Origin of the sequence: Micromonospora wenchangensis (assembly GCF_002210435.1) — a bacterium.
Lineage (GTDB): Bacteria > Actinomycetota > Actinomycetes > Mycobacteriales > Micromonosporaceae > Micromonospora > Micromonospora wenchangensis.
In genome coordinates this window covers 54,362-75,579 of the sequence record NZ_MZMV01000037.1, presented here as the reverse complement: position 1 = coordinate 75,579, position 21,218 = coordinate 54,362, and the positions used below count along the sequence as shown (strand labels likewise).

Sequence of the window (21,218 nt, the reverse complement as noted above, 5' to 3'; positions counted from 1 at the left end):
ACGACCAGGGAGAGCTGCCGGCCCCGGCGGGCCGGCTCGGCGAGGTCCACCGCCGTGTAGCGGGCCTGGAGGTTGGCCGCCGTGCCGCCGCCGAACAGCAGCATCCCGAGGAAGAGCAGCGGCACCCCGCCGGTGACCGTGGCGAGCACCACCAGCAGCGCCCCCACCGACCCGGTCAGGTAGGCCACCACCAGCCCCGGCCGCCGGCCGTGCCCGTTCATGATCCGGGTGACCGGCACGGCGAGCAGCGCCGCGCCGACCACCCCGCAGCTCTGCGCCAGCCCGGCCACGGCGGTGCCGGCGATCCGGGCCGCCAGCAGCGCCCCGACGGAGATCCCGATCGCCACCCCGACCCCACCGATGGTCTGGGTGGCGACGAGCAGCCGCAACGTACGCCGCTGGATCGGGGCGACGTCGGGCCGGGCGGGCACGCGCAGGTCGACGGTCATCGCAGCTCCTGGTCCGGGGAGGCCATCCTCGCGCAGTCGGCCCCCCGCCCGCACCGGGGTTCCCGGGCACGCCGGAGTCGGGCCCGGGAGGGGTCGCCGGAAGCCGGGCACGGCCGGAAGTTCCGGGGCTGGCCGGGGTCGGGCACGGCCGGAGTTCCCGGGCGCGCGGCCCCGCCGTCAGCCGGTCAGGGCGCGGGCGGCGACCGTGAGGTCGTCCACCAGCCCCCGGTAGGCGACGTCCTGGTTGTCGGCGCGCAGCACCGCCGACGGGTGGATGGTGGCGAGCACCCGGGCGGCGGGCGCGTCGGCGAGCGTGCCGGCGCGGTCCACCGGGACCCGGGTGAAGTCCTCCGGGTGCTCGGCGGCGGCCGGCCAGGGCAGCAGCTCGCCACGCTGCCGGGTGACCCGGAACGTCGGGCCGAGCAGGGCCTTCGCCGCCGTCGCGCCGAGCACCACCACCAGGTCGGGGCGGAGCCGGGCGAACTCGGCGACCAGCCACGGCCGGCAGGCGACGATGTGCACCCGGTCCGGGGTCTGGTGGATGCGACGTCGGCCGCGCAACTCGTGCCGGAAGTGCTTCACCGCGTTGGTGATGTAGAGGTGGGCCGGGTCGAGGCCGGCATCGTCGACCGCCCGGCGCAGCAGCCGGCCGGCCGGGCCGACGAAGGGCAGGCCGTGCTGGTCCTCCAGGTCGCCGGGCTGCTCGCCGACGAAGACCACCCGGGCGCTCTCGTCGCCCCGGCCGAAGACGGTCTGGGTGGCGTCCCGGTACAGCTCGCAGCCCCGGCAACCGGCGGCCGCGGCCCGCAGCTCGGCAAGTGTGCCGGCCTGCGGCGGGATGAACTGCTGGGCACCGGGTGCGTCGGTCTGCTCGGCCATGGCGACTGTTCTACCCGGTCGCGTCAGGAGTCCACGAGGGACCCGCCGGGCGTCCCGTCGACCCGGGTTCCCTACGCTTCCTCGTCGCTTTCGAGCAGGTGCGGACGCTTCTCGGCGATCCACGCCTCCACATCGGACTTGAGCCAGATCTGGCCCATCTTGAGGACAGCGGCCGGAGGCGGGAAGTCCCGGCGGCTGATCAGGATGTAGGTGCGTTGCCGTGAGATACCCAGGCGTTCCTGGATCTCGGCAGCTCCCCAGACCTCCAGCGGGGTGCCTCTGAGCAGTGCCATAGCGGAGAGCGTAGGTCCGATTTGCGTTGTTATGAGTAATACTCTATTGCTTAGACGATTCAGATCGGCTGCGGTTATAGTTGGACTACTGTCAACCCCGTAGGCGTCAGGGAGCGCACATGTCCCGTTGCAAGTGGTTCCACCGGCCGGCTGAGCCCGTCGACGTCGTACAACGGGCCAGGCCCCTGCCCCCGACGGCGGCTGCCGGGCGGCACTCCCCCGCCGGCCGCCGGGCCGCGCCGCGCCGACTGGTCCCCGAGGTGAGGTGGGGCGCGCGCCGCTCCGACCGGCCCAACCGGGGGTGCTGGCCCGATGCCTGAGCCGCGCTCCGGCGAGCCACCGTTCGCCGTGGTGATGGCCGGTTACGTCGTCGACTTCCACCACCGCAACGTCTGCTCCAGGTGCCGGCCGGACGGCTCGTGCGCCCGCCTCGCCGACGCGGGCGCGACGCTGCGCGCCTGGCGGGACCGGCGCGTCCAGCGGGAGCTGCGCGCCCGACGGGACCGGGACGGCCGGTGAGGGCCGGCGACATGGTGTACGTGACCGGCGCCGCCAGCGTGCAGTTCCTCCGGCCCATCCGGTTGCGGGTCATCCGGGTGCTCGACTGGCCCACGTACGACGGATGGGTCTGGTTGGAGGGCTACCAACTGGACGCGGCCGGCGACGCGGTCTCCCGCCGGAAGGTCTTCGTACGCCAGGCGGGGTTGACCGCGCCACCGGAGCCGACCCCCGGGCAGCGGGGCGGGAGCGGGCCGCCGGCTCGGGTCAGGCGGTGAAACCGACCGGGCCGGCGGGACGGACCGCCGCCGCCACCGCGTCGGCCAGCGGCACGAGGTCGGCGTCGTCGAGCGCGCTGACCGTGATCCGCACGGCGGGCGGGCTGCCGAGCCGGGAGAGGCCGCCGGGCGCGACCGACCAGCCGGTGTCGCGCAGCGCGGTGACCGTGGCGGTCTCGTCGGGCACCGGCAGCCAGACGTTGATGCCGCTGCGGCCGTGCCCCGCCACACCCCGCTCGGCGAGCGCGGCGAGCAGCCCCCGGCGGCGACGTTCGTAGGCGTCGGCGGCCCGGTCGACCAGGGCGGTGGTGGCCGGATCGCGCCAGAGCGACAGGACGAGTCGTTGCAGGACGGTGGAGACCCAGCCGGCCCCCACCCGGGCCCGGCCGGCCACCCGGGACACCGTCACCTCGTCACCGGCCAGCACCGCCAGCCGCAGGTCGGGCCCGTAGGGCTTGCTCACCGAGCGGACGAACGCCCAGGTCGGGGTGGCACCGGCCAGCGGGTGCACCGGCAGCCGGGACAGCTCGGCGGCGTGGTCGTCCTCGATCAGCAGCAGGTCGGGGCGGCCGGCGAGCAGGGCCCGCAACTCCCCGGCCCGGCCGGCGGAGACGGCGGCGCCCGTCGGGTTCTGCGCCCGGCTGGTCACCACCAGCGCCCGCACCCCGAGCGAGACGGCGTCGCGCACCCCGGACACGACGGGCCCCTCGTCGTCGACCGGGAAGCCGACCGGCCGCAACCCGAGCGCGGCGACCAGGTCGAGCAGGTTGGCCCAGCCCGGGTCCTCCAGACCCACCGCGTCACCGGGGCGCAGGTGGGTGGCGAGCAGCCGTTCGATGCCGTCGAGCGCGCCCCCCGTGACGGTCAACTCGTCGGCGGGCACCCCGTCGGCGGCCAGCCGGGAGCGGGCGGCCTCGGCCAGGGCGGGGTGCACGCCGGTCGTGGCGTACCCGACGGGCGGGCCGACCGTGTCGGCGAGTGCGGCCAGGTGCGGGCCGAGCGGCGGCAGGAGCCGGGGGTCGGGTTGCCCGTGGGACACGTCGCGGGTGCCGGGGGCGGGCGCGGGGGCGTGCGCCGCACGGCGCGGGGCGACCGGCGGCCGGGGCCGCACCCGGGTGCCGTGCCGGCCGGCGGTGACCACCAGACCCCGCTGGCGCAGCTCCTGGTAGGCGCGGGCGACGGTGGCCGGGCTGACCGCCAGCGCGGTGGCGAGGGCGCGGACGGGCGGCAACGCGTCACCGGCGGCGAGCGCGCCGCTGCGGATGCCGGTTTCCACGCTCGCCGAAATCGCGGCGGACGTGGACCCGAGGATCTGATAATGTGCTGCCACAGTTCCAGGATCGTACTAGAACAAAGGCGGGATGTCACATGTACGCGCCGACCGCACGCACCACCGCCAACCGCAGCCGGGACCGGATGAGCTACGACCGGGCCACCGCCCACGCGGTGCTCGACGAGGCCTACCACTGCGTGCTGGGGTTCGTGGTCGACGGCGAGCCCCGGCTGCTGCCCACCCTGCACGTCCGCGTCGGTGACACCCTCTACCTGCACGGCTCCACCGGCAGCCGGCCGCTGCTCGCCGCCCGGGGCGACGCCGGGCTGCCGGTCTGCGTCACGGTGACCCTGCTCGACGGGCTGGTCTTCGGCCGTTCCCAGTTCCACCACAGCGCCAACTACCGCTCGGTGGTCGCGCACGGCACCGCCCACCTGGTGACCGGCGACGACGACAAGCGCACGGTGCTGACCGCCCTGGTGGAGAAGGCCGCCGCCGGGCGGGCCGCCGACAGCCGCCCGCCGAGCCGGCGGGAGCTGGCCGAGACGGCCGTCCTGGCGCTGCCGCTGCGCGAGGTGTCGGTCCGGACCCGCACCGGCGGGGTCCGCGACGAACCCGCCGACCTCGACCTGCCGTACTGGGCCGGGGTGGTGCCGCTGCGGCAGGTCGCCGGCCCGCCGGAGCCCGACACGGGGGTGACCGCCCCGCTGCCGGCCTACCTGTCCGGCACCGGCGCTCCGGTGCGGGAGCCGGTAGCAGCGGCACGCCCCGACCCGGCGCACGTCACCGGCCCGCCCGGCACCGCCGGGCCCGCCGGGTCGGGAGCGCAGGCCACCGGGTCGGGAGCGCAGGCCGCCGGGCCGTCCGGGCCGGGTTCCGCCGTCTCGCCGTGGTACGAGCCGGTGCCGCTGCGCGGCGCGCACGTGCTGCTGGAGCCGCTCACCCCGGCGCACGCCGACGACCTCTTCACCGCCACCGCCGAGCCGGAGGTCTGGGCCCACCTGAGCCACCCGACGCCCACCGACCCGGCCGCGATGCGGGCCGTCGTCGGCACCGCGCTGGACGCCCGGCGACGCGGCGAACGGGTGCCGTGGGTGCAGCGCTGCGCCCGCACCGGCGCGGTCATCGGGTCGACCTCCTACTACGACCTCGACCCGGCGCGGCGCTGCGTCGCCATCGGGTACACCTGGCTCGGTCGGCCCTGGTGGGGCAGCGCCGTCAACACCGAGGCCAAGCTGCTGCTGCTCGGTCGGGCGTTCGACGAGCTGGGGGCGGTGCGGGTGGTCTGGCAGACCGACATCCGCAACACCCGGTCGCAGGCCGCGATCGCCCGGCTCGGCGCGACCCGGGAGGGCGTGCTGCGGATGCACCGGCAGCGCCCGGACGGCTCCTGGCGGGACACCGTGCAGTACGCCATGACCGTCGACGAGTGGCCGAACGCACAGGCCAGGCTGCGGGAATGGCTTCGCCGTACGGCACCTGCGGAGCGAGGATGACGGGCGTGCTGGGCATCACCGACATCTGGACGTACGTGTTGGGCACGGTGGCGATCATCCTGCTGCCGGGGCCTAACTCCCTCTTCGTGCTCTCCACCGCCGCCAAGCGCGGCGTGGCGACCGGCTACCGGGCGGCGGGCGGGGTCTTCCTCGGCGACTCGGTGCTGATGATCCTCTCCGCCGCCGGGGTGGCGTCGCTGCTCAAGGCGTACCCGCCGCTCTTCCTCGTGATCAAGTACGCCGGTGCCGCCTACCTGGGCTACGTCGGGCTGACCATGCTGCGGGGGGCCTGGCGGCGGTGGCGCGACCGCCACGACCCCGCGACACCCCGGCTGATCGACGCCGCCGAGCCGGAGGCGCTGCACAGCCCGTTCCGCAAGGCGCTGGTGATCAGCCTGCTCAACCCGAAGGCGATCCTCTTCTTCATCTCGTTCTTCATCCAGTTCGTCGACCCCGGCTACGCCTGGCCGGCGCTGTCGTTCCTGCTGCTCGGGCTGATCGCCCAGGTGACCAGCGCGCTCTACCTGACCGCGCTGATCTTCGCGGGCACCTTCCTGGCCGCCCAGTTCCGGCAGCGTCGCCGGTTGGCCGCCGGAGCCACCACCGGCGTCGGCATGCTCTTCCTGGGCTTCGGCATCAAGCTCGCCACCGCCTCGGTCTGACCCGCCCCGTCCCTCCTACGACACACGGCACCTGACCCACCGACGTCCGTTGCGGCCGGCGGGTCAGGTGCCGTCGCCACCTCCGCCCCCGCTGCCGATCCCTCCGCTACCGGCGGTGCCGCCCAACCCGAAGCCCGGCCGCACCGGTTCGTCGGGCGATCGGCTGACGTGGGCCGACTCGGTGATCCGGGCCGACCAGTGCGCGTCCGAGGCCGCCGCCGCGTGCCTGTCGATCGCCCTGCGCAACCAGCCGTCCACCACCGCGACCCAGTCCTGCTGGTCGGCGCCGGTGTGCCAGATCCGGAACCGGCTGATGCTCTGGTGGCTGATCCCGGTCAACGACAGCCGCCGGTCCATCCAGAGCAGCACCTCCAGGCCGGCGGAATTGGTCACGAAGATCAGCTCCAGCTCGGTGATCGGGCCGGCGTAGAGCGGGGCGACCCAGTAGCCGAGCCGCTGGTGCACCGGCAGGGTCTGCGCGACCCCCGGCAGCCGGCTCGACACCAGTCCCGCCTGCCGCAGGACGAAACCCAGCGTGTCCAGCGCGGCGAGCACATGCTGCTGGGTGGGCAGCGGATGGACGAAGACCGGCACCATCGCGCCCTGCTCCAGTTCCGGGTCCACCGACACCTCGGTACGCAGCCCGGTGCGCAGGCTCATCACCGGCACCCCGCCGAAGATCGTCACCGGGGTCTCCCACGGCAGCGGTACGGCGAAGTCGATGGCCCGTCGCCGCCCGGCGGGCACGACGAACCGTCCCCCCACCGGCACCTGGTGGTACTGGACGAGGCGACGGGGCGAACGGGGGTCCTCCGGTTCGGCGGTCGCCACCAGACCCAGCCGTACGTGCCGGATCGGTACGTCCTGCGACCCGGCGCTGAGGGTCACCCGCCCGGGCAGCCGCAGCCCCGGGCGGGTGCTCGGATTGGTCAGGGTGGTACTCACCGACAGCCCGGTCACACCGGACTCCCGGGACACACCGGTCAACCGCATGACCGTCCGGGTTCCCGCTGACCGGCCCGGCACTCCTCCACCCGGACACCCGACCGGGCGGGGCGGCCACGTCGATCAACGCGAGGGGGCGATGTAGCGGTGTCCATGCCACTGCGACACCACCACATCGCCCCCGTTGCGTCGATCCTGTGCAACGACGGGCGGTACGACCGTCAGCGCATCCGGCGGCCCCTCGGGATCGGGTCGGTCTCGTCGTCGAACTCGCCGATGACCTCTTCGAGGAGGTCCTCCAGCGCCACGAAACCGATCGGCCGGGTCGGGCCGCCGCCGTTGCGGACCAGCGCCAACTGGGCCTGGTCGGCGCGCATCGCGGCGACCGCCTCGGTGACCGAGGAGGTGGCCGGCAGGGTGAACGACCGGGTCATCAGCTCGGCGGCGGTGGCCGCCCGGCCGGTGGTGACGGCCCGGACCGCCTCCCGTACGTGCACCAGCCCGCACACCTCACCGCCGTCGTCGAGCACGGCGAGCCGGGACCTGCCGCTGTCCCGGCTGACCTGCTCGATCCGCTCGGCGGTGTCGTTGCGGTGGACCGTGACGATCTGGTCGAAGGGTTCCATCACCTGGGCGACGGTGGTGCCCTGCAACTCCAGCATGCTGGTCAGCATCTGGTGCTGTTCGGCACCGAGCAGCCCGTGCTCGCGGGACTGTTCGAGCAGGATGCGCAGCTCGTCCGGGCCGTGGACCTGGGCGAGCTGGTCCTGCTGCTGCACCCCGACCAGCCGCAGCATCGCGTTGGCCAGGGCGTTGAGCACGGACAGCACCGGGCGGGCGACCCGGGCGAAGGCCCGGAACGGCAGCGCCAGCAGCGTCGCCGAGCGCTCGGCGTCGGTGATCGCCCACGACTTCGGGGCCATCTCGCCGACCACCAGGTGCAGGAACGTCACCAGCCCCAACGCGAAGACCAACGCGACGACGTGGCTGGCCGCCGCCGGCAGACCGACGGCGTGCAGCAGCGGGCTGATCAGGTGTTCGATCGCCGGCTCGGCCAGCGCACCCAACCCCAGGGTGCACAGGGTGATGCCGAGCTGCGCGCCGGCCAGCATCAGGGAGAGTTCCCGCACCCCGTCCAGGGCGGCGCGGGCGGCCCGGCTGCCCGAGGCGGCGGTCTGTTCCAACCGGTAGCGCTTGGCCGCGACCAGGGCGAACTCGGCGGCCACGAAGAAGCCGTTGAGGGCGAGCAGCAGCACCGACACCAGCAGTGCGACGGTGGGGCTCATGACCGCTCCTCCCGGCCCTGGGTGACGCGCGCGTCGGCACCGCCGGTGGCACGGGCGTTCGCGCCGCCGCGTCGCTCGCCCCCGGTGCCGGTGGCGCGGACGTTCGTGGCGCGGCGTCGGTCGCCTCCGCCTCCGCCTCCGCCGCCGGTGGCCGGGGGTTTCCCGTCGGCGTCCTGGTCGCCGGCCAGGGTGAGCCGGACGGAGTCGGCCACGTGCCGGTCGACGGCGAGCACCTCGATCAGGGCCGTCGGCCGTTCCGCCGGCTCGTCGTGGTCGACCGGCAGGCTGATCTCCAGCCGGTCGCCCACCTCGGGCACCCGGCCCAGCTCCCGCATGACCAGCCCGGAGAGGGTGTCGTACTCGGGGGCCTCGGGCAGGGCGATGCCGGTGCTGTCGGCGACCTCGTCGATCCGCCAGCGGGCCGGCACCACCCAGGAGCCGTCGTCCTGCCGGATCGGGGCCGGCTCGGGCGGATCGTCCTCGTCGCGGATCGGTCCGACGAGTTCCTCGGCGATGTCCTCCAGCGTGATCACGCCGGCGAAGCCGCCGTACTCGTCGACCACGCAGGCGAGCTGCCGGTGCCCGGACCGCAGCCGGTCCAGCACCGTGGGCAGCGGCAACGTCTCCGGCACCAGCAGCGGCGGTACGGCCACCGCGCTGACCGGGGTGGTGGCGCGCTCGGCCGGCGGCACCCCGAGCACGTCGGCGATGCCGATCACGCCGACGAGGTCGTCGACGCCGTCCGCGCCGCGTACCGGAAACCGGGAGTGACCGGTGTCGAGCAGCTCGACCACCCGGCTGACCGGCTCGTGCGACCGGATGGTGTGCACGTCGACCCGGGGCACCATGGCCTCCCCGGCGGTCAGCTCCCGGAAGTCGAGACCCCGGTCGAGCAGGTCGGACATCTCGGCGTCGAGGTGCCCCTCCTCCCGGGACTCGGCGATGATCTGCTCCAGGTCGGCCGGGGTGGCCCCGCTGGGCAGTTCCTCGATGGGCTCGATGCCGACCCGGCGCAGCAGCCGGACGGCGGCCCGGTCGAAGAGCGTGATCAGCGGACCGGCGATCTTCAGGTAGATCAGGGTGGACCGGCTCAGCGCCCGCGCCAACGCCTCGGGGCGGGCGATGGCCAGGTTCTTGGGGGCGAGCTCACCGAGGACCATCTGCACGACGGTGGCGATGACCAGCGCCAACGCCACCGACAACGGCAGGCTGACGCCGGTGGCGACGCCGGCGCCGCCGAGCAGTTCGGCCAGCCCGGCACCGAGGTAGGGCTCGGCGGCGTAACCGACCAGCAGGGCGGTCACGGTGATGCCGAGCTGCGCGCCGGAGAGCATGAACGACAGCCGCCCGGTGACCTCCAGGGCGCGGGCGGCCTTGGCGTCGCCGTCGTCGGCGAGCTGCTTGAGCTTGCCCCGGTCCACGGCGACGTAGCCGAACTCCTGGGCCACGAAGTAGCCGGTGGCGGCGGTGAGAACGATGATGAGTACGAGACCGACGACGATCAACACGGGTCGCTCAGTGCTCCCGTGGACGTCGGGGCGGGGGATTGCCGGGCACGACCCGGCTGGCTACTGCTGCCCTCCTGGGCAGAGGAGTCGATCATGCCGCAATTCTATCGGCGGTTGCTGGATGCCCGCTGAGGGTGGGGACAAAGTTCCTGCTCGTCCCGCTATTCACCGGTCCGGGGCGGGTCCCCGGCCAGTTCGTCGACGTCGAGCAGGCTGCGGTCGACCCGGCCGGACCGGTAGGCGGCCCGGCCGATCATCTGGGCGGCCACCGGGGCGGTGGCCAGTTGGAACACCCCGACCAGCAGGATCATGCCCAGGTCGGCGGCGGTACGCAGCCGCAGCGCCAGCCCCAGCAGCAACAGCAGCATCCCGAGCACCTGCGGTTTGGTGGCGGCGTGCATCCGGTCCAGCACGTCCGGGAAGCGCAGCACGCCGATCCCGGCGGCGAGGCTGAGCAGCGCCCCGGACACCAGGGCGACGGCGGCCAGCCAGTCGATCACCGTACCCACGCTCACGGCCGACCTCCCCCGGCCGGGACCGGCGCGATCCGGCCGGGACCCGGCACACGGTCACGGCCCGGTACCCGGCCGTGGTCCGGCACGGGGTGGTGGCCCGGACGCGGGACGGGCGGGGTCACGGCTCCTCCCGGGCGGCGAAGCGGACCAGGGCGACCGAGCCGACGAAGCCGAGCAGGGAGAGCACCACCAGCACCGGCAGCGTGGTGGCGTGCCGGTTCACCGCCGCCTCCGCGCCGACCGCGCCGAGCATGGTGGCGAGCAGCAGGTCGGCGGCGATGACCCGGTCCAGCAGCGACGGGCCCCGGTAGATCCGGGCCAGCGCCAGCAGGGCGGTGGTCGACAGCAGCACGGTCAGGACGACGGCGAGGAAGACGGTCACGGGGCCTCCGTGGGTTCGGTGGTGAGCTGCCGCAGCTCGGCGGCGGAGCCGACGGCCCGCACGACCCGTTCCTCGACGGCGAGGATGCGGTCGCGGCTGCCGGTCAGGTCGGCCGGGGACCGCACGTCGAGCACGTGCACGTAGAGGACGCCGGCGTCCCGGTCGACCTCGACGATCAGGGTGCCCGGCACGAGGGAGAGCAGCTCGGCGGTGAGCGCCAGGTTCAGGTCGGTGCGGACCCGCAGCCGCACCCCGATGATCGCGCCGCGCGGGCGGAAGCCGGGGCGTACGGCGATGGCGGCGACGTGGATGCTGGCGCTGACCAGCTCGACGACGAAGACCCCGGCGAGCCGGAGCAGCGCCCGGGGTCGCAGCCGGCCGCCGAAGGAGACCGGCGGGAGCGGGAAGAACACCAGCACCGCCCCGCCGACCAGCAGGCCGGCGAGCAGGTTGGCCGGGGAGAAGTTCCCCCAGAGCAGGTTCCAGACCACGACCAGCCAGCCGAGGGCGATGAGCTGGTCCCGGCGGCGTCCGAGGCGCGGCGGCGACGTGCCGGCCCGGCGGCGCGTCCGGCCGGTCACGACGGGCCGCCGGGCAGCACGGCCCGCACGTACGGGGTGCGCAGCCGCAGGTCGACGGCGGCGTCGGCGGTGACCTGGAACAGCGGGCCGGCGGCGACGGTGAGCGCCAGCCCCAGCACCACCAGGGCGACGGTGGCCCCGACCATCAACGTGGGCAGCCGGGACACCGGGTCGGCGGTGGCGAGCTGCGGGGCCCGCCAGAACGCGATGTTCCACACCCGGGAGGCGGCGTAGAGGGTGAGCAGGCTGGTCAGCGTGCCGGCGACGACCAGCACCCAGGGCAGCGCGCCGCCGTGCGCCACCCCGGCCTGGAGCAGGCCGACCTTGCCGAGGAAGCCGGAGAACGGGGGGATGCCGGCCAGGTTCATCGCGGGGACGAAGTAGAGCACCGCCAGCAGCGGGGCGATCCGGGCCAGCCCGCCGATCCGGCGCAGGTCGGTGCTGCCGGTCCGCTCCTCGACCAGGCCGGCGACCAGGAACAGGGTGGTCTGGATGGTGATGTGGTGCACCACGTAGAAGATCGCGCCGGAGAGCGCGGCGGCGGTGCCCAACGCCACCCCGAAGATCATGTAGCCGATGTGGCTGACCAGGGTGAACGAGAACAGCCGCTTCATGTCCGACTGGGCGACCGCGCCGAGCACGCCGACCACCATGGTCAGTCCGGCCGCCACCATCAGCAGGGTGGACGCCGCCCCGTCGGGAAAGAGCAGGGTCTCGGTCCGGATGATCGCGTAGACGCCGACCTTGGTGAGCAGGCCGGCGAAGACGGCGGTGACCGGTGCCGGGGCGGTCGGGTAGCTGTCCGGCAGCCAGGCGGACAGCGGGAACAGCGCCGCCTTGATGCCGAAGGCGAGCAGCAGCATCAACTGCAACGCCAGCCGTACGCCGTCCGGCAGGGCGTCGAGCCGGCCGGCGAGCTGCGCCAGGTTGAGGGTGCCGGTGGCCGCGTACACCAGTCCCACGGCGGCCAGGAAGATCATCGAGGAGAGGATGCTGACCACCACGTACGTCGACCCGGTGCGGATGCGGGCCTCGGTGCCGCCCAGGGTGATCAGCACGAAGCTCGCCGCGAGCAGGATCTCGAACCCGACGAAGAGGTTGAACAGGTCACCGGCGAGGAACGCGTTGGTGATCCCGGCGGTCAGCACCAGGTAGGTGGGGTGGTAGATGCTCACCGGCGCGGACTCGCTGGTCTCGGCGCGGCCCTGGCCGATGGAGTAGAGCAGCACGCAGAGCGTGACCGCCGACGAGACCACCAGCATCAACGCGGCGAGCTGGTCGGCGACCAGCACGATGCCGACCGGCGCGGGCCAGCCGCCCACCTCGGTCACCACCGGTCCGTCCCGGTGGGCCCGCACCAGCAGCAGCACCGCGACCACCAGGTTGGTGGTGAGCGCGACCACGCTGACGGTGCGCTGCAACCGGGGCCGGCTGACCAGGATCAGGGTGAGGGCGGCCCCGAGCAGCGGCACCACCACCGGCAGCGGCACGAGGCGGTTCACCGGGTGCCGCCCGGTCGGCGGGGCGGTTCCGGGTCCACCTGTCGGCGGGGCGGTTCCGGGTCCACCTGTTCGGGGTCGTCGCCGGGCCCCTCACCGCCGAGGTCGGCGTTGGGCACCTCGTTGCGGGCGGCGAGCGCGACGATCTGCTGGTCCTCCACGTCGTCCTGGACCTCGTCGTCGCCGCCGAGATACCAGCTCCGGTACGCCACGGCGGCGAGGAAGGCGGTCAGCCCGAAGGTGATCACGATGGCGGTGAGCACCATCGCCTGCGGCAGCGCGTCGCTCATCGCGTCGTCCGGGCCGGCGCCCACCACCGGCGCACCGCCCGAGCGGCCACCGACCAGGATGAGCAGGTTCACCCCGTTGCCGAGCAGGATGACGCCGAGCAGGATGCGGGTGAGGCTGCGTTCCAGCAGCAGGGTCACCCCGGTGGCGGCGAGCACGCCCACGGCGATCACCAGCACCAGCGTCGGGCCCGCCCCACCGTCCCTCACCGCCGGTCCCCCTCGTGGTCGACGACGAGCCCCCGGTCGGACTTGCCGGCCGCCTCGATGTGCCTGTCGATCTCGGCGCCGAGACTGCGCAGGATGTCCAGCATCAGCCCCACCACGATCAGGTAGACGCCGACGTCGAAGAAGAGCGAGGTGACCAGGTACGGCCCGCCGAGGCCGGGCAGCGGCAGGTCGACCCGGGTGCTCGCGAGCACGGTGCCGGTGGTCAGCAGGGAGACCACTCCCCCGCCGACGGCGATCGCCAGGCCGGCACCGAGCACGGTGCCCGCCCCGACCGGAGCCGCCTCGGCCAGTTCGTACCGGCCACCGGCGAGGTAGCGCACGGCCAGCGCCAGGCTCGCCACCAGGCCACCGGAGAAGCCGCCGCCGGGGGCGTTGTGGCCGGAGAAGAGCAGGAACAGCGAGAAGAGCACGATCGTGTGGAACAGCAGCCGGGTCACCACCTCGAAGACGATGGACCGGCGACGCGCGTGCAGGGTGGTCCCGCCGCGCAGCCACACCGCCCGGTCGCCGTGCCCGGCGGTGGCGGGGTCCACCCGACGCGGCCGCGGACCGGTGCGGGACCGCTCGAAGATCAGGCTGGCCACCCCGGTGGCGGCCACCACCAGCACCGACAGTTCTCCCATGGTGTCCCAGGCCCGGATGTCGACCAGGGTCACGTTGACCACGTTGCGGCCGTGCCCCTCGGTGACGGCGAGCGCCGGGAAGGCGGTGGAGATGGACACGGCGGTCCGGGCCCCGGAGGCGATCAGCGCCAGCCCGGCCAGCACCACGCCCACGGCGACGCCGAGCACCCGGCGGGCCCACCGGCTGCGGCGCAGCGGCCGGGCCGAGAACCGTTCCGGCAACCGACGCAGCACCAGCACGAACACGGCGATGGTGGCGGTCTCCACCAGGAACTGGGTCAGCGCCAGGTCGGGTGCCCCGTAGAGCACGAACAGCATGGCGGTGCCGTAGCCGGTCACCCCGACCAGCAGCATCGCGGTCAGCCGCCTTCGGGCGTTGACCGCGAAGACCGCCGCGACCCCGATGACCAGCCCCACCACCAGTTGCAGCGGGGTGTCCCAGAACGCGATCCGGGTCCGCCACGGGCCCGTGCTGAACAGGGCCGCGCCCGGCACCAGCACCAGGGCCAGCAGGACGGTGCCCAGGTACAGCGGCAGCGAGCCGCGCTGGGTGGCCCCGGTGACCTCGATGGCGAGCCGGTCGAACCGGTGGGTGGCCCACTCGTACCCCTGGTTGCCGGTGAACGGCAGCTTCCACCGGGCCAGCGCCGGGGCGAGCGGGCCGCGGACCGCGTGCAGCACGGCCCCGCCGGCCAGCGCCAGCGCGGACAGGCCGAGGGCGGGGGTCAGGCCGTGCCAGAGGGCGAGCGTGTCGTGCGGCGGGCCGAAGAGTTCCGCGTACGGGCCGAGCAGGCCGTTCAACGCGGCGGCGGCCGGGCCGGCGACCAGCCCGGCGACCGCGAGCAGGGCGGGTGGGGCGAGCATCGGCAGCGGGACCGGTTCCGGTGCGGTCTCGGCAGTGCCGGGGCGGGTGGCGAAGGCGCCCCAGAGGAAGCGGATGCTGTAGGCGACGGTGAGCACGGTGCCCAGGACCAGCCCGGCGAGCACCACCGGGCGGGTGGCCAGGGCGGCGAAGACCGCCTCCTTGGCGACGAAGCCGAGCAGCGGCGGCACGCCCGCCATCGAGGCGGCGGCGAGCGTGGCGACCACCGCCAGTGCCGGGGCCCGGCGGCCGAGGCCGGAGAGTTCCCGCAGGTCGCGGGTGCCGACGTCGTGGTCGATGATGCCGACGACGAGGAACAGGGCCGCCTTGAACAGGGCGTGGGCGAGCAGCATCGCGACCCCGGCGAGCGCGGCGTCGGCGCTGCCGGTGCCGATCGTCACGGTCAGCAGGCCGAGCTGGCTGACCGTGCCGTAGGCGAGCAGCAGTTTCAGGTCGCACTGGCGCAGCGCCGCCCAGCCGCCGGCGAGCATGGTGACCAGGCCGAGGGTGAGCAGCACCGGCCGCCACGGGCCGGTGTCGGCGAGCACCGGGGCGAGCAGGCCGATCAGGTAGACGCCGGCCTTGACCATCGCCGCCGCGTGCAGGTAGGCGCTGACCGGGGTGGGCGCGGCCATCGCGACCGGCAGCCAGCCGTTGAACGGCACGATCGCCGATTTGGCCAGCGCGCCGGTCAGGATCAGCAGCACCGCCGCGACCAGCGTCCCGCCGCCGGGCAGGGGCGCGGCGGCGATCTCGGACCAGCGGTAGCTGCCGGCGTGCCCGCCGAGGATCAGGAAGCCGAGCAGCATGGCCAGGCCGCCGAGGGTGGTGACGGTGAGCGCCTGGGCCGCCGCCCAGCGGCTGGAGCGGCGCTCGGTGCTGTGCCCGATGAGCAGGTACGAGAAGACGGTGGTGAGTTCCCAGAAGACGTAGAGCAGCAGCAGGTCGTCGGAGAGGACCAGGCCGAGCATGGCCCCGGCGAACGCGACCAGCACCGCGACGAACCGGGGCAGGCCCGCCGAGCCGGGCGCGAAGTACCGGCCGCAGTAGACCAGGACGAGCGCGCCGACCCCGCCGACCAGCAGGGTCATCAGCCAGGACAGCGTCGTCATCCGCAACGCCACGTCGAGGTCGAGCTGGCCGATCCAGTGGTACGTCTCGACGACCGCGCCGCCGTCGTGGACCGCCGGGGTGCGGGTCAGGGCCCAGCCGAGGGCGGCGGCGGGCACCAGCGCCAGCGGGTAGCAGGCGCGCGGGCCCCACCACCGCACCAGCAGCGGCGCGAGGAGCGCCGCCACCAGATGGAGGAGCAGCAGTACGAGCACGCGTCCTCCCCGTCGAACTGGCGGCGCGCGCCGGGCGAGTTGTCCGGCCAGCACCGATCACACGCCAGTTCCGCCCCTTCTGGGGCGTTTTCGGGGAAATCGTCCGGTCAGCCGGGCGGGGTGTCACCGCCGGGGAGAGCGGGCGTCAGGGCGCGTCGGGGGTCGACGAGCAGGTCGGGGCGGCCGAGCTGGAGGGCGACCTTGTCGACCACCCGCTGGGCGACGGCGAGCGAACGCACCGGCAGCATCGCACCGCGGCTCTCCCGACGGAGCACGAAGTAGTGCACGGCGACCCGCACCTGGCCACGGTCGGCGGCGCTGGACTGGGCGGTGGAGACGACCAGCTCCCGCAGGCTGTCGGCGAGACGCTCGGCGAGCGCCAGCTCGGGGCCGCGCAGACTGGTCCGCAGGGCGGTGAGGTGACCTTCGACCTTGCGGATGAGCACGTCGGTGCCGGGCGTCGGGCCACGCTCCTCGACGAACATCCGATTCCTTTCACCTGGTGCGGCGTTCCGGGAGAAGTTACTTTATGTTGTGGGTCACAAGCAAGCAGTTAAGTAAGACTTAAACCGTAAAAAGTACAAACGGGGTGCAATTTTCTCTTAGTTGGGCAGAACGTCAGCGGCTCCGGCGGAATGTCACACCGTCGGGGCAGGATGGGGGCGTGACGGGGCGGAAGGACGCGACGGGACGGGAGGACACGGCCGGGGCGGCGGTGCCGGCCGGGTTCGGTCCGGCCACCCGGGAGTGGTTCACCGCATCCTTCGCCGCTCCCACCGCCGCCCAGACCGGCGCCTGGCGCTCGATCGCCGCCGGCCGCAACGCCCTGGTGGTCGCGCCCACCGGCTCGGGCAAGACCCTCGCGGCGTTCCTCTGGTCGCTCGACCGGCTGGCCGACGCGCCACCCCCGCCCGACGCCCGGCACCGCTGCCGGGTGCTCTACGTCAGCCCGCTCAAAGCGCTCGCGGTCGACGTCGAACGCAACCTCCGCGCCCCGCTCGCGGGCATCCGGCAGGCGGCCACCCGGCTCGGCGTGGCACCGCCGGACATCACCGTCGGCATGCGTACCGGCGACACCCCCGCCGACGAGCGGCGGGCCTTCGCCCGCACCCCGCCGGACATCCTCATCACCACCCCCGAATCGTTGTTCCTGCTGCTCACCTCCGCCGCCCGGGAATCGCTGCGCGGAATCGAGACGGTCATCCTCGACGAGGTGCACGCCGTCGCCGGCACCAAGCGCGGCGCCCACCTGGCGCTCTCCCTGGAACGCCTCGACGGGCTGCTGGCCCGGCCCGCCCAGCGGATCGGCCTGTCCGCCACCGTCCGGCCGATCGACGCGTGCGCCCGCTTCCTCGGCGGCGCCCGCCCGGTCGACGTGGTCCAGCCGGCCACCCCCAAGACGATCGAGGTGAGCGTCCAGGTCCCGGTGGAGGACATGACCCGGCTCGACGAGACCGAGCAGCCGCCGCAGGACGCCCTCGGCGGCCCCGGCCCGCGCCGGGCGTCCATCTGGCCGGCCGTCGAGGAACGGGTCTTCGCGCTGATCCGGGCACACCGCTCGACCATCGTGTTCACCAACTCCCGACGCAGCGCCGAACGGCTCTGCGCCCGGCTCAACGAGCTGGCTACCGAGGAACGGGAGGCCGCCGCCGGTTCGCCGGCCGACCCGGTCGACGACCCGGGCGGGGCGCAGCGGTGGGGCGGCCCGGTGGGACCGCTGCGGACACCCCGCCCGCCGGCCGAGGCGATGGCCCAGTCGGGCACGGCGGCCGGCGCGGAGGCGGTGATCGCCCGCGCCCACCACGGCAGCGTCTCCCGGGAGGAACGCAAGCAGATCGAGGAGGCGCTCAAGTCCGGCCGGCTGCCCGCCGTGGTCGCCACCTCCAGCCTGGAGCTGGGCATCGACATGGGCGCGGTCGACCTGGTGGTGCAGATCGAGGCCCCACCGAGCGTCGCGGCCGGCCTGCAACGGGTCGGCCGGGCCGGGCACCAGGTGGGCGCGGTGTCCCGGGGCGTGGTCTTCCCCAAACACCGGGGCGACCTGCTCTCCTGCACCGTGGTCGCCGAACGGATGACGGCCGGCGCCATCGAGGAGCTGCACTACCCGCGCAACCCGCTCGACGTGCTCGCCCAGCAGATCGTCGCCATGGTCGCCCTCGAACCCTGGTCGGTCGGCGACCTGGCGGTGCTGGTCCGCCGGGCCGCGCCCTTCGCCGAGCTGCCCGACTCGGCGTTGCACGCGGTGCTCGACATGCTCTCCGGCCGCTACCCGTCGACCGCCTTCGCCGAGCTGCGTCCCCGGCTGGTCTGGGACCGGGCCACAGACCTGCTCACCGGCCGACCCGGGGCGCAGCGCCTCGCCGTCACCAGCGGCGGCACCATCCCCGACCGGGGCCTGTTCGGGGTCTTCCTGGCCGGGGCGGAACGCGCCGCCCGGGTCGGTGAGCTGGACGAGGAGATGGTCTACGAGTCCCGGGTCGGCGACGTCTTCCTGCTCGGCTCGTCGTCCTGGCGGATCGAGGAGATCACCCCCGACCGGGTGCTGGTCTCCCCCGCGCCCGGCCAGGCGGCCCGGATGCCCTTCTGGAAGGGCGACCAGCTGGGCCGGCCGGTCGAGCTGGGCCGGGCCATCGGCAGCCGGGTCCGGGCGTTGCTGCGCCAGGACGACGCCACCGCCCGCGACGCGCTGCGCGCCGGTGGCCTGGACGACTGGGCGGCCGACAACCTGATGGCCTACCTGCGGGAACAGCAGGCCGCCACCCGCTCGTTGCCCGACGACCGCACCGTGCTGGTGGAGCGGTTCCGCGACGAGCTGGGCGACTGGCGGCTCGCCGTGCACAGCGTGCTCGGGGCCCGGGTCAACGGCCCGTGGGCGTTGGCGATCGGTCGCCGGCTGGCCGAACGCTACGGGGTGGACGCCCAGGTCATGCCGTCCGACGACGGGATCGTGGTCCGACTGCCGGACACGGCCGACGAGCCGCCCGGGGCCGACGTGGTGGTGTTCGAGCCCGACGAGATCGCCCAGCTGGTCGAGGACTCGGTGGGCACCTCCGCGCTGTTCGCCGCCCGGTTCCGCGAGTGCGCCGCCCGCTCGCTGCTGCTGCCCCGGCGTGACCCGCGCCGCCGGCAACCGCTGTGGCAGCAACGCCAGCGCGCCGCCCAGCTCCTCGACGTGGCCCGCGAGTACGCCGACTTCCCGGTCACCCTGGAGGCCGCCCGGGAGTGCCTGCAGGACGTCTTCGACCAGCCCGCCCTGGCCGAGCTGATGCGCGACCTGGCCAGCCGGAAGGTCCGCCTGGTCGAGGTCGAGAGCGAGCGCCCCTCGCCGTTCGCCAGGTCACTGCTCTTCGGCTACGTCGGCGCGTTCCTCTACGAGGGGGACGCCCCGCTGGCCGAGCGCCGGGCCGCCGCGCTGGCGCTGGACTCGGCGCTGCTCGGTGAGCTGCTCGGCCGGGTCGACCTGCGCGAGCTGCTCGATCCGGCGGTGCTCGCCGAGACCGAACGGCAGTTGCGCTGGCGCACCGAGCAGCGTCGTCCCCGCGACGCCGAGGACGTGGTCGAGCTGCTGCGGGTCGTCGGTGACCTGACCGGGGCGGAGCTTTCCGAGCGGGGCGTACCGCAGGGGTGGCTGACCGAGCTGGCGGCGGCCCGCCGGGTGCTGCCGGTCCGGATCGCCGGTGCGGACCGTTGGGTGGGCATCGAGGACGCGGCCCGGCTGCGCGACGCGCTCGGGGTGGCACTGCCGGTGGGGGTGGCCGAGGCGTACCTGACGCCGGTGGCCGACCCGCTCGGCGACCTGGTCGCCCGGTACGCCCGCACCCACGGGCCGTTCGCCGCCGCCACCTGTGCCGCCCGGTTCGGGCTCGGGGTGTTCGTGGTGGAGCAGGCGTTGCGCCGGCTCGCCGCGACCGGGCGGGTGGTCTCCGGCGAGTTCGCCCCGGACAGCGTCGGCACCCAGTGGTGTGACGCCGAGGTGCTGCGGATGCTGCGCCGCCGGTCGCTCGCCGCGCTGCGCCGGGAGATCGAGCCGGTGCCGCCCCGGGTGCTGGCCGGTTTCCTGCCGCGCTGGCAGCAGATCGGCTCGTCGGCGCGCGGGGTGGAGGCGGTGGCCGCCGCCGTCGAGCAGTTGCAGGGCACGGCGGTGCCGGCGTCGGCGTGGGAGCGGCTGGTGCTGCCCGCCCGGGTCGCCGACTACTCCCCCGCCCAGCTCGACGAGCTGTGCGCCGGTGGGGAGGTGGTCTGGGCCGGCTCGGGGGCGATCTCCGGCGGCGACGGCTGGCTCACCCTGGCGTACGCGGACGTCGCGCCGCTGCTGCTCCCCCCGCCGGACGACGGTTTCGCCGGCACCCCGCTGCACGACGCCGTGCTGGACGCGCTCGCCGACGGGCAGGCGCTGTTCTTCCGTTCGCTCGCCGACCGGGTGGGCTCCACCGACGACGCCGCCCTGAGCGCGGCGATCTGGGATCTGGTCTGGGCGGGGCGGCTCACCAACGACACCCTGGCCCCGCTGCGGGCGGCGCTCGGCGCGGGCGGGGCGCACCGGTCCCGCCCGGCGGCTCCCCGGACCCGGTACCGCCGCCCGGGTCGGGTGGCGCTGCCCAGCCGGGGCGGTCCGCCCACGGTCGCCGGGCGCTGGTCGCGGCTGCCCGAGCGGGACACCGACCCGACCCGGCGGGCCGCCGCCCTGGCCGACCTGCTGCTCGACCGGCACGGGGTGGTGACCCGGGGCGCGGTGGTGGCCGAGCAGGTGGTGGGCGGGTTCGCCGCCGTCTACCCGGTGCTCGCCGCGCTGGAGGAACGGGGCGCGGCCCGGCGCGGCTACTTCGTGGAGGGGCTGGGCGCGGCACAGTTCGCGGTGCCCGGGGCGGTGGACCGGTTGCGGGCGCTGGCCGAGCCCGCCGACTCCGGGCGCGGCAACGGGCCGACCACGGTGCTCGCCGCCACCGACCCGGCCAACCCGTACGGCGCGGCGCTGCCCTGGCCGGAGCGGGCCGTCGACTCCGGTGACGGCACCGCCCCGGGCAGCGGGCACCGGGCCGGGCGCAAGGCCGGGGCGGTGGTGGTGCTGGTCGGCGGCGAGCTGGCCCTCTACGTCGAGCGGGGCGGCCGGACGATCCTCTCCTTCACCGACGACGCCGACGCGTTGGCCGCCGCCGGCAAGGCGCTCGCCGACGCGGTGCACTCCGGGGCGTTGGGGGCGATGTCGGTGGAACGCGCCGACGGCGGGGCGGTGCACTCCTCGCCGCTGCACGACGCACTCACCGCCGCCGGTTTCCGCGCCACCCCCCGGGGCCTGCGGCTGCGCGGCTGACCGGGCGGGCCGCCCCGCGTCGCCGGCCGGGTCAC

At 74.7% G+C, this 21,218-nt stretch carries 17 protein-coding genes and 2 pseudogenes; 5 read left to right on the top strand and 14 right to left on the bottom strand.

What is annotated here, in order from left to right:
- The 3 genes and pseudogenes from B5D80_RS21025 to B5D80_RS21015 form a co-directional block, all read right to left on the bottom strand.
- Positions 1 to 449, bottom strand: a pseudogene (locus B5D80_RS21025) (MFS transporter); the annotation flags it as partial.
- Positions 450 to 626: 177 nt separating this feature from the next.
- Entirely contained in the window at positions 627 to 1,328 is a 702-nt protein-coding gene (locus tag B5D80_RS21020; RefSeq protein WP_088645624.1) for a UdgX family uracil-DNA binding protein, read from the bottom strand.
- Positions 1,329 to 1,399: 71 nt separating this feature from the next.
- Positions 1,400 to 1,621 (bottom strand): helix-turn-helix transcriptional regulator, encoded by a 222-nt coding sequence (locus tag B5D80_RS21015; protein ID WP_088645623.1) that lies wholly within the window; start codon positions 1,619 to 1,621, stop codon positions 1,400 to 1,402.
- 312 nt (positions 1,622 to 1,933) lie between these two features.
- On the opposite strand from B5D80_RS21015, the gene B5D80_RS21010 reads away from it, so the two are divergent.
- Together B5D80_RS21010 and B5D80_RS21005 are read left to right on the top strand one after the other, a co-directional pair.
- A complete protein-coding gene (locus B5D80_RS21010) occupies positions 1,934 to 2,140 on the top strand; it encodes a hypothetical protein (protein ID WP_088645622.1) in 207 nt (68 codons plus the stop codon).
- A gap of 11 nt (positions 2,141 to 2,151) precedes the next feature.
- Positions 2,152 to 2,397 (top strand): hypothetical protein, encoded by a 246-nt coding sequence (locus B5D80_RS21005; protein ID WP_088645631.1) that lies wholly within the window; start codon positions 2,152 to 2,154, stop codon positions 2,395 to 2,397.
- Here the strand turns inward: B5D80_RS21005 and B5D80_RS21000 are convergent.
- Positions 2,387 to 3,727 (bottom strand): aminotransferase class I/II-fold pyridoxal phosphate-dependent enzyme, encoded by a 1,341-nt coding sequence (locus tag B5D80_RS21000; RefSeq protein ID WP_088645621.1) that lies wholly within the window; start codon positions 3,725 to 3,727, stop codon positions 2,387 to 2,389. The genes B5D80_RS21005 and B5D80_RS21000 overlap by 11 nt on opposite strands.
- Before the next feature lie 38 nt (positions 3,728 to 3,765).
- On the opposite strand from B5D80_RS21000, the gene B5D80_RS20995 reads away from it, so the two are divergent.
- Positions 3,766 to 5,166, top strand: coding sequence for a bifunctional pyridoxamine 5'-phosphate oxidase family protein/GNAT family N-acetyltransferase (locus B5D80_RS20995; protein WP_088645620.1), 1,401 nt, complete (start codon positions 3,766 to 3,768; stop codon positions 5,164 to 5,166).
- Complete coding sequence (leuE, locus tag B5D80_RS20990; RefSeq protein ID WP_211291595.1) at positions 5,163 to 5,828, top strand: leucine efflux protein LeuE; 666 nt, start codon at positions 5,163 to 5,165, stop codon at positions 5,826 to 5,828. The genes B5D80_RS20995 and leuE overlap by 4 nt, the downstream gene beginning before the upstream one ends.
- 63 nt (positions 5,829 to 5,891) lie before the next feature.
- Here leuE and B5D80_RS20985 read toward each other — a convergent pair whose 3' ends face one another.
- From B5D80_RS20985 to B5D80_RS20940, 10 genes and pseudogenes are all read right to left on the bottom strand, one after another.
- Positions 5,892 to 6,821, bottom strand: coding sequence for a sporulation protein (locus B5D80_RS20985; RefSeq protein WP_088645618.1), 930 nt, complete (start codon positions 6,819 to 6,821; stop codon positions 5,892 to 5,894).
- Positions 6,822 to 6,994: 173 nt separating this feature from the next.
- Positions 6,995 to 8,059: a hemolysin family protein gene (locus B5D80_RS20980; protein WP_088645617.1), complete on the bottom strand. Its 1,065-nt coding sequence runs from the start codon at positions 8,057 to 8,059 to the stop codon at positions 6,995 to 6,997.
- A 155-nt stretch (positions 8,060 to 8,214) separates the two neighbouring features.
- Positions 8,215 to 9,567: pseudogene (locus tag B5D80_RS20975) on the bottom strand (hemolysin family protein); the annotation flags it as partial.
- Between the two features lie 161 nt (positions 9,568 to 9,728).
- A complete protein-coding gene (gene mnhG, locus B5D80_RS20970; RefSeq protein ID WP_088645630.1) occupies positions 9,729 to 10,076 on the bottom strand; it encodes a monovalent cation/H(+) antiporter subunit G in 348 nt (115 codons plus the stop codon).
- 124 nt (positions 10,077 to 10,200) lie between these two features.
- The gene (locus tag B5D80_RS20965; RefSeq protein WP_088645615.1) at positions 10,201 to 10,464 is read right to left on the bottom strand and encodes an MrpF/PhaF family protein; all 264 of its coding nucleotides are present in this window, start codon (positions 10,462 to 10,464) and stop codon (positions 10,201 to 10,203) included.
- The gene (locus B5D80_RS20960; RefSeq protein ID WP_088645614.1) at positions 10,461 to 11,045 is read right to left on the bottom strand and encodes a Na+/H+ antiporter subunit E; all 585 of its coding nucleotides are present in this window, start codon (positions 11,043 to 11,045) and stop codon (positions 10,461 to 10,463) included. Before B5D80_RS20960 ends, B5D80_RS20965 begins: the two co-directional genes overlap by 4 nt.
- Positions 11,042 to 12,547, bottom strand: a complete 1,506-nt coding sequence (locus tag B5D80_RS20955; protein ID WP_088645613.1) for a Na+/H+ antiporter subunit D — start codon at positions 12,545 to 12,547, stop codon at positions 11,042 to 11,044. Before B5D80_RS20955 ends, B5D80_RS20960 begins: the two co-directional genes overlap by 4 nt.
- Positions 12,544 to 13,041: a Na(+)/H(+) antiporter subunit C gene (locus B5D80_RS20950; RefSeq protein WP_088645612.1), complete on the bottom strand. Its 498-nt coding sequence runs from the start codon at positions 13,039 to 13,041 to the stop codon at positions 12,544 to 12,546. The genes B5D80_RS20955 and B5D80_RS20950 overlap by 4 nt, the downstream gene beginning before the upstream one ends.
- The gene (locus B5D80_RS20945) at positions 13,038 to 15,872 is read right to left on the bottom strand and encodes a Na+/H+ antiporter subunit A (RefSeq protein WP_088645611.1); all 2,835 of its coding nucleotides are present in this window, start codon (positions 15,870 to 15,872) and stop codon (positions 13,038 to 13,040) included. Before B5D80_RS20945 ends, B5D80_RS20950 begins: the two co-directional genes overlap by 4 nt.
- A 107-nt stretch (positions 15,873 to 15,979) precedes the next feature.
- Entirely contained in the window at positions 15,980 to 16,357 is a 378-nt protein-coding gene (locus B5D80_RS20940; RefSeq protein WP_088645610.1) for a hypothetical protein, read from the bottom strand.
- Between the two features lie 179 nt (positions 16,358 to 16,536).
- On the opposite strand from B5D80_RS20940, the gene B5D80_RS20935 reads away from it, so the two are divergent.
- A complete protein-coding gene (locus B5D80_RS20935) occupies positions 16,537 to 21,183 on the top strand; it encodes an ATP-dependent helicase (RefSeq protein ID WP_425437225.1) in 4,647 nt (1,548 codons plus the stop codon).
- The last annotated feature ends 35 nt before the right edge of the window (positions 21,184 to 21,218 follow it).